At 69.4% G+C, this 8555-nt stretch carries 6 protein-coding genes; 3 read left to right on the forward strand and 3 right to left on the reverse strand.

The window, feature by feature from the left end; translation table 11 throughout:
- Positions 1 to 10: 10 nt before the first annotated feature.
- Together BW41_RS08520 and BW41_RS08525 are read left to right on the forward strand one after the other, a co-directional pair.
- Positions 11 to 1288 carry a metal-dependent hydrolase family protein gene (locus BW41_RS08520; RefSeq protein WP_037533628.1) on the forward strand — a complete coding sequence of 426 codons (1278 nt, stop codon included), beginning with the start codon at positions 11 to 13 and terminating at the stop codon, positions 1286 to 1288.
- 110 nt (positions 1289 to 1398) lie between these two features.
- Entirely contained in the window at positions 1399 to 2676 is a 1278-nt protein-coding gene (locus BW41_RS08525; RefSeq protein ID WP_051583361.1) for an MFS transporter, read from the forward strand.
- A gap of 28 nt (positions 2677 to 2704) precedes the next feature.
- On the opposite strand, the gene BW41_RS08530 is transcribed toward BW41_RS08525, so the two are convergent.
- A complete protein-coding gene (locus BW41_RS08530) occupies positions 2705 to 4027 on the reverse strand; it encodes an SGNH/GDSL hydrolase family protein (protein WP_051583362.1) in 1323 nt (440 codons plus the stop codon).
- A gap of 189 nt (positions 4028 to 4216) precedes the next feature.
- Here BW41_RS08530 and BW41_RS08535 point away from each other — a divergent pair, with 189 nt between their 5' ends.
- Complete coding sequence (locus BW41_RS08535; protein ID WP_051583363.1) at positions 4217 to 5110, forward strand: SGNH/GDSL hydrolase family protein; 894 nt, start codon at positions 4217 to 4219, stop codon at positions 5108 to 5110.
- Between the two features lie 72 nt (positions 5111 to 5182).
- On the opposite strand, the gene BW41_RS08540 is transcribed toward BW41_RS08535, so the two are convergent.
- Positions 5183 to 7378: a TonB-dependent receptor gene (locus tag BW41_RS08540; RefSeq protein ID WP_081792989.1), complete on the reverse strand. Its 2196-nt coding sequence runs from the start codon at positions 7376 to 7378 to the stop codon at positions 5183 to 5185.
- A 168-nt stretch (positions 7379 to 7546) separates the two neighbouring features.
- Positions 7547 to 8539 (reverse strand): LacI family DNA-binding transcriptional regulator, encoded by a 993-nt coding sequence (locus tag BW41_RS08545; RefSeq protein WP_200870387.1) that lies wholly within the window; start codon positions 8537 to 8539, stop codon positions 7547 to 7549.
- Between the last annotated feature and the right edge of the window lie 16 nt (positions 8540 to 8555).

Genomic DNA, 8555 nt, shown 5'->3' on the forward strand with positions numbered 1-8555 from the left:
GGAGTGGGACATGGCCAAGCGCTGGTTGGCGATCATGATGGCGGGGCTGCTCACCGGCGCCGGCGCGCCGCCGGACGCGCCTGCCAGCGGCGGCGCCATCCTGCTGCGGCCCGCGGCGGTGTTCGACGGCGTCGACGGGACGCGCCATGCCGGCTGGCAGGTGCTGGTGCGCGGCGACCGGATCGTCGCGGTCGGACCCGGCCTTGTCGCGCCCGCGGGGGCGCGGAGCATCGATCTGCCCGGCGATACGCTGATGCCCGGCATGATCGAGGGGCATGGCCATCTCTTCCTCCACCCCTATGACGAGGCGAGCTGGGACGATCAGGTGCTGCACGAGCCACTCGCGCTCCGCACCGCGCGCGCGGTGGCGCAGGCGCGCGCGACGCTGCGGGCCGGCTTCACCAGCGAGCGCGACCTCGGCACCGAAGGCGCTGGCTATGCCGATGTCGGGCTGAAGGCGGCCATCGATCAGGGGATCGTCGAGGGGCCCCGGCTGAGCGTCGCGACGCGCGCGATCGTCGCGCTCGGCGCTTATGGCCCCAAGGGGTTCGAGCCGGGCGCCGCCATCCCGCAGGGGGCGGAGGAGGTTTCGGGCGTCGAGTCGATCGTCGCCGCGGTGCGCCGCCAGATCGCCGCCGGCGCCGATTGGATCAAGCTCTACGCCGATTATCGCTGGCGGGCCGGCGAGGACAGCCGCGCGACGCTGAGCCTCGCCGAGATCGAGGCGGCGGTGGCGGCAGCGCATGACGCGGGCCGGCCGGTGGCGGTCCATGCCGCGACCGCGGAAGGCATGCGCCGCGCGATCGCTGCGGGGGTCGACACGATCGAACATGGCTATGGCGGCACGCCCGCGATCTTCGCGAGCATGGCGGCGAAGAAGATCGCCTTCTGCCCGACGCTCGCCGCGGCCGACGCGAGCGCGCGCTACCGCGGCTGGAGCGGCGCCGAGCCGGCGCCCGCGGCGGTGCGGACGAGCCGCGAGGCGTTCCGCTTGGCCCGCGCCGCGGGCGTGCCGATCTGCATGGGCGGCGACGTCGGCGTCTTCGCACATGGCACGAATGCGCGGGAGATGACGCTGATGGCGGCGGCCGGGATGGCGCCGGCGCAGGTCCTGCTCGCCGCCACCTCGGGCAATGCGCGCTGGATGCGGGTGGGCGACCGGCTCGGCGCGGTGAAGCCGGGCCTGCTCGCCGATCTGGTCGCCGTCGCGGGCGATCCGACCGCGGACATCGATGCCGTCCGGTCGGTGCGGCTGGTGATGAAGGGCGGTATCGTCGTCGACGGATAGCCGCTGGCGATCCGCCCCGTCCGATGAAGCCGCGACGCAACCGATTGCCTAATTGTGCCCGCCATGGCTACACTCGCTGCAACGACGAAAAAGACAGGGAAGGATCGGACATGGCGGCACAGGGGCACGATGGCGGCGGCAGGGGCGCCGCGCGTGCGGTGAAGGCGTTGGTCTTCCTGATGTTCGCCGCCTTCGCGATGACCACCGATTCGGTCGGCACGGTGATTCCGGAGATCATCCGTGAGTTTCGGCTCGGGCTGACCGCGGCGGGCGCCTTTCAATATGCCACCATGTCGGGGATCGGGCTGGCGGCGATCGGCCTCGGCTTCCTCGCCGACCGGATCGGACGCAAGCGGGCGATCCTCGCCGGGCTGGTGCTGTTCTGCGCGAGTTCCGCCTTCTTCGCGCTCGGCCATCGCTTCGGCCTGTTCGTCGTGCTGCTGTTCGTCGCCGGGATCGGTATCGGCGTGTTCAAGGCGGCGGCGCTGGCGCTGATCGGCGACATCTCCACCTCGACGCGCGAACATGCGCGCACGATGAACCTCATCGAGGCGTTCTTCGGTGTCGGCGCGATCGTCGGTCCGGCGGTGGTGAGCGGATCGCTCGCGATGGGGGCGAGCTGGAAATGGGTCTATCTGGTCGCGGCGGCGCTGTGCGTGCTGCTGATCGTCGGCGCCGTGGTGACGCCGTTTCCGAAACCGGCGGCGGCGAAAGCCGACGCGCCGGTCGACATGCGCGGCAGCCTCGCGCTGCTGGGTGATCCGATGGCGTGGTTCTTCGGATCGCTGCTGATGCTCTACGTCGGCGCGGAAGCGGCGATCTACGTATGGGCGCCGACCTATTTCGCGGGCTATCAGGGCCCGGCGGCGTGGCTGGTCGCCTATACGGTGTCGGTCTTCTTCGTGCTGCGCGCGGCGGGGCGGTTCCTCGGAGCGTGGCTGCTCGCGCGGCTCGACTGGAGCATCGTGATCGCGGCGTGCAGCGGCGCGATGGCGGTCCTGTTCTGGCTGGCGGTGGTGTTCGGACGCGATGTCGCCGCCTATGCGCTGCCGGCGACGGGGCTGTTCATGTCGGTCCTTTATCCGACGATCAATTCGACCGGGATCAGCTGTTTCGAGCGGCAGCGGCATGGCTCGATCGCCGGGCTTCTGCTGTTCTTCACCTGCATCAGCGCGGTGCTCGCGCCGCTGGCGATGGGCGCGGTCGGCGACCTGATGGGGACGAGCGTCTACAGCATCGTGCTCGGCGGCGGCTTCGCGACGCTGCTCGCGGCGCTGTGCGGCTGGAACCTGGTGCGCAAGCCCGCCGCGGCGCGGCTCGCGCGACGGAACCGCGAGGATTATGCCGCCGATCCGGCCGACACGCTCGCCACCGCCGTGCCGGCCTGACCGGCACGGCACGGCACGGCACGGCGGTTCAGCGGAACAGCGTCGACGGGATCGCCCGCGCCATAGCGGTATTGCCGGCGTCGTTGGGATGGACATGGTCGCCCGGATCGAACGACGGGCGCAGCCGCAGCGGATCGGCGGGGTCGCGCACCGCCGCGTCGAAATCGACCACCGCATCGAAACGGCCGCTGCCGCGGATCCAGGCGTTGACCGCGCCGCGCATTGCTTCGCCCGCCGCCGAATAGAAGGGCAGGCCCTTGGTCGGCAGGATCGTCGCGCCGGCGATGCGGATGCCGTGCTGATGCGCGCGGGTGATGAGCTGGTCGAGGCCGGCGATGATCTGCGCCGCGGTCACGCCCTCGCTGGCGGGGACGCCAGGGATGATGCTCATGTTGATGTCGTTGATCCCTTCGAGCAGCAGCACCCAGCGCACGCCGGGCCGCGCCAGCACGTCGGAGTCGAAGCGTTGCAGCGCGCTCTCGCCCGCGCCCATCTTGAGGATGCGATTGCCCGAGATGCCCATGTTGACCACGCCGAGCCTACCGCCGCCCTCTGCCTGGAGGCGGGCGGCGAGCAGCTCGGGCCAGGCGCGGTGCGCGCCGGGTGTCGTCGCATAGCCGTCGGTGATCGAATCACCGAAGGCGACGATGGTGCCGGCATCCGCAGCGGCGGCGGGGACGCTGAGGCCCGACAGCCAGAAATAGGACCGGACGGACTGCGGTGCGGTCAGCGTCGTCGCGGCGGTCTGGTCGCCCGCGGCGATATAGGCGGGATTGAGCCCGAGCGGATGGACGGTGTTGGTCGGGGTGGCGGCCGGCAGGTGGATCGAGACCGCGACGTCGGCGAGCGGCGCGACGGCGAGCGGGATCGGATCGCTGACGATCGTCGCGCCGGGGAACATCGTCACGCTGCGCCGGCCACCGAAGGTGACGACGCGATCGCTGGCGGTGCTGATGCCACCGTCCGGCTGGGCGAGGGCGGCGTGGATCGCCCCCAGCGTCACCGTCGGACCACCGGCGGCATTGCGGAAAACCAGCCGGACCTGCGGTCCACCGACGCTGGCGCGGACGATCATCCGCACCGTCTGGTCGGCGAGGGTCGGCGGGACGGGGACGATCGGCGAGGGCGGCGTCGGCACCGCATTGCGGGACGGGGCGGGCCGCGCGAAGGCGGGCGGCGGCGGCACCGGGCCGAGCGGCTGGGCGGTGCCCCAGCTTTCGATCCAGCCGGCCATCGCCGGGGTCTGCAAGGCGACGGGCGACGCGGCGGTCTGCGCGCCGGCCGGCGGGGCCAGTGCGATCAGGATCGTCGATGCCGCCGCGGCGATGCGCCCGTTTGCCCGTGTCTTCATGCCCGTCTCTCCTGTTTTCCGGGGAGATTAGGACCGCTCCAGCCCCTGTGCAAACCATTACGTCCACGGCCCGGGGAGGCGACATCTCGCCCTGTCAGGCTCACGACAATCCTTTGCCTGACCGGCTCCGCCGGCTATGCTGGCGCAAAGACAGGAGGGGATATGCCGCGTATCACGATACGGGCCGCCATGATCGCGGCCCTGGGAGCGACCACCGCCATGGCGCAGGCGCCGGTTGCGCCGCCGACGCCGCAACTCGGTGAAGCCTTTGCGGCGGTCAACGGCACGACGATCCGCTGTCCGTTGCCGGTGCCGCCCGCCGCGGCGCAGCAGGCGGCGCAGTTCGAGACGCGGCCGCGCAACCTCGACGAGATGTCGGCGATGGCGCAGCGTTTCATGGACCCGGCCAATCCGATCGGCGCGGGCTTCCGCAAGACGCAGGCGGAGCAGCAGGCGAACGACTGGCCGTTCCTGTGCCGCTATCGCGACGCCAATGCCGCGCTCAAGCAATCCGGCCGGCGTCCGGATGTCGTGTTCATGGGGGATTCGATCACCGAAGGCTGGATCAACGCCGACCCCAGCTTCTTCACCAGCCATAATTACGTCGACCGCGGCATCAGCGGGCAGAGCAGCAGCCAGATGGTGGTGCGCTTCTATCACGACGTCGTCGCGCTGCATCCACGCGTCGTCCATATCATGACCGGCACCAACGACATCGGCGGCGCGACCGGTCCGGTGACCGAGGACGAATCGATCGACAACGTCCGCGCGATGATCGACCTGGCGCAGGCGAATGGCATCACCGTCGTGCTGGCGAGCATTCCGCCGATGTCGCGCCTGCTGCCGCGGCCGGACTTCAACCTGCGGCCCGTGGTGCGCGCGCTCAACGCGCGGCTCAAGGCGCTCGCGGCGGAGCGGCGGATCGCCTTCATCGATTATTACACGCCGTTCGCGCAGCCGGACGGCGCGTTCGATCCGCGTTATGCCAATGACGGCGTGCACCCGACCCGCGCCGGCTATGCGGTGATGGAGCCACTGGCGCAGCGCGCCCTGTCGAGCGCGCTGGCCAAGGCGCCGCGCTAGGGCGCCTTCCGTGCTCCTGCGAAAGCAGGATCACGGCGGCTCCTGCCCCCTCGGCAGGAGGGGGCGGCCAGCTCATTGGAAGTTGGCGCGCAGGCGCAGGCCGATCGTCCGCGGGGTCGGGCGCGCGCCGGCGTTGGGATTGTTGTTGAGGATGATCGTCGGCCCCTTGGCGTCCGACAGATTGTCGCCGAACAGCACCAGCTCATAGGGCCCGTGACGCACCCCGACGCTGGCGGTGAAATTCTCATAGGGCCGCGCGGTCAGGTTGAGGCTTTGCAGGCGGTTGCCGGTGTGGCTCCACGCCGCATTGGCGAAGCCCTCCCAGTCGGTGGTGATCGCATGGGTGTAGGCGGCGTCGACGCGCCAGTTCTGCTCGATCGTGTTGACCAGCCGCGAGCCCTTCTGGAGATAGGGCAGCGCCGCCTGCACGACCGGATCGACGCGGTCATATTCGCCATGGTTGAAGTTGGCGACCGCGCCCACCGACAGGCCGGTGACCGGCGTACGCCAGTGGACGTCGATGTCGACGCCGCGCGTCGTGCCGTCGCCGAAGTTGGAGAAGCCCGAAACGCTGGCGTTGAGCGTCGGCGTCGGGGTCAGCAGGTCCTTATATTGCGTGATATAGCCGTTGAGGCCGATGCTGAGGTTGCGGTCCGGCGTCCGCCATTTCACCCCGACCTCGTAATTGCGCGAGCGTTCGGGCTTGGTCTGCGTGCCCGCGGGAATGCCGATCTGGCCGAGCAGATCCGCCTGCACCTGCGACTGGACGATGCCGGCGCGGAAGCCGGTCGCCGCGGTGATGAACGCGGTGAGCGCGTTGGTCGGCAGATAGGAGAGATTGAGCCGCCACGTCGTCACGTCGCGCGTGTTGCTGTTGGTCGTGCTCGCATCCTCGAAGGTGCGCTTGTCGTGATAGAAGCGCAGGCCGCCGAGCGGCACCAGCTTGCCGTCGAACAGATCGTAGCTGACTTCGCCGAACACCGCATAGTTGCGCGTGATAGTATTGTTGTCGGCGTTGATCGAGACGAAGGGCGGGATGTCGAGCTGGTTGGCCTGCGGCCCCTTGCCGTTCTGATAGGCACCGCCGAGCAGCCAGTGGAACGGACCGGTGCCGTTCGAATTGATCCGCACCTCCTGGCTGAACATCGTCGGATAGAATTGGCTCGAGAAGAAGCCGGCGGGCGAGATCGGCACATAGATGCCGAAATTGCCGTCGAGCTGGCTGGTCGCGCTCGTCACCGAGAAATGCTTGAGATCCCAGGTCGCCGACAGGCTGTACAGCTTGAAGTCGCCGTTGCCGAAGCTCGGCTGCGCGGCGGTATTCTCGTAATAGGGCGGACTGACCGATTGCAGGCTGCCGAGGAAATCCTGCCGCGGGCGGAAATGCCAATATTGCGCACGGAAGGTCAGGTTGCTGGCCGGCTTGAACAGCGCGACGACGCGGATGTCGTCGTTCCGTACCTTGTTGACGCCCTTGCGGTCCGGCGTGCCGTCATAGGCGCCGTAATATTCGTCGGCCCAGCCCGGATTGAACGAATGGCCGCCGCTGACGCGGATCGCGAGCAGGTCCTTGACGATCGGCACCGAGATGACGCCCGCGACGCCGTAATTGAGCGCGTCCGCCCCCTTGGTCGACGATCCTTCCAGCTCGACCGCGCCCTCGATCTTCTTGAGGTCGGGATCGCGGGTGTGGAAGATGAACACACCGCCGGCCGAGCCCTGACCGTAGAGCGTGCCCTGCGGGCCGCGCAGCACTTCGACGCGGTCGAGGTCCTGGAAGCGGATCGGCGGCGCGATGCCGAAATTGGTGACGACGAACGGCACGTCGTCGACGTAATAGCCGATCGGCGAGTCGCCGTTGGCCGCGCCGGCGCCGGCGCCGCGGATGCTGTAGGAGCGCGAGGCGACCGACTGGCGCTGGCTTTCGAACGCGCCGGGAATGTTCGAGATCAGGTCGGCGACATTGTTGATGTTGCGTTCGCGCAGGTCTTCGCCGCCGAACGCCTGGATGGCGAGCGGGACCGTCTGCAACGTCTGCGCGCCGGTCTTGGATGCGGTGACGACGATGTCCTGCGTATCGGGCGAGGCCTGTTCGGGCGCCTGGCTCGGGTCGGCGGAGGTCGTCTCCTGCGCGGTGGCGCTCGGCGAGGTGATCTGCGGCGCGCCGTCGGTGGTCGACGTCGTCTGTGCGCCGGCGGTGCCGGCGGCCAGGCCGGCGGCCAGGCCGGCGGCGAGCGCGAGGATCGCGGCTCCCGTCTTCAAATGCATGTTCCTCTCCCTGATGATCGTTTTGATCTATCGTGACAATCGATTGCGTAACGCAATCGACGCACAATGCAAGGGGAAGTCCGTTATCCTGGCTAACGATTGCAGACGACACCGCGGGTGCGTCTTCGATACCACAGCCGCCGCGTGCAGGACGCGGCGGGCGGCGGATCAGCCGGCGCTGGTCGAGGCGCGCTCGGTGACGGTCGGTTGCAGGCTGATCGCCTCGGCCGGCGCGCCGGCGAGGCGGCGCATCAGCGCATCGACCAGCGCGCCCGCACCCGCGGCGAGGTCCTGCCGGACCGAGCTGAGCGGCGGCAGCGTGTGGCGGGCGATGTCGAGATCGTCGAAGCCGATCACCTTGACGTCGTCGGGCACCGCGCGACCCTGATCGGCGAGGGCCTGGATCGTCATCATCGCGATCGTGTCGGAAGCGGCGAAGATGCCGTCGATCCCCTCGGCGATGGCGAGATAGTCGGAGATGGTGGTGAGTGCGAGTTCCGGTACGAAATGCACCGGCAGCAGCGCGCCGACATGGCCCGGTCCGGCGCTGCGGATCGCATCGCGAAAGCCGTGCAGCCGCTGCTCGACCTCCGGCACGCGCGGATCGCCGAAGAAGGCGAGCTTGCGGCAGCCGCGGGCGAGCAGATGCTCGGCGCCGATCCGGCCGCCCAACCGGTTGTCGCTGCCGACCGTGGTGTAATGATGCCCCTCGATCCGCGCGCCCCACACGACCATCGGTGCGTAGCGCTGCGCGACCTGATCGAGCACCTCCGCCTGATCCGATTGGCCGACGACGATGACGCCGTCGACGCGGCCGGCGTCGACGATCGCGTCGAGCCAGGCGGGATCGTTGGGCACGACGCGGGTGAGCAGCAGGTCGTAGCCGCGCTCAGTGACATTGTCGGCGATATGGCCGAGCAGGGTCATGAAGAACGGGTCGGAGATATGCTGCGTCCGCTCGTGCCCCAGCGGCACGACGACGCCGATCGCCCCGGTCCGGCCGGTGCGCAGGTTGCGCGCCATGCTGCTCGGCCGGAAGCCGAGTTCCTCGGCCAGCGCGCGCACCCGCTCGCGCGTCTGTACGGACAGATTGCCCGTGCCGGCCAGCGCGCGCGACACCGTCGCGGAGGAGACGCCGGCGATCCGGGCAAGCTCCTGGATATTCTGTGGCTTGGCG

Origin of the sequence: Sphingomonas sp. RIT328, from assembly GCF_000632225.1 — a bacterium.
In the GTDB taxonomy this organism is placed as follows: domain Bacteria; phylum Pseudomonadota; class Alphaproteobacteria; order Sphingomonadales; family Sphingomonadaceae; genus Sphingomonas; species Sphingomonas kyungheensis.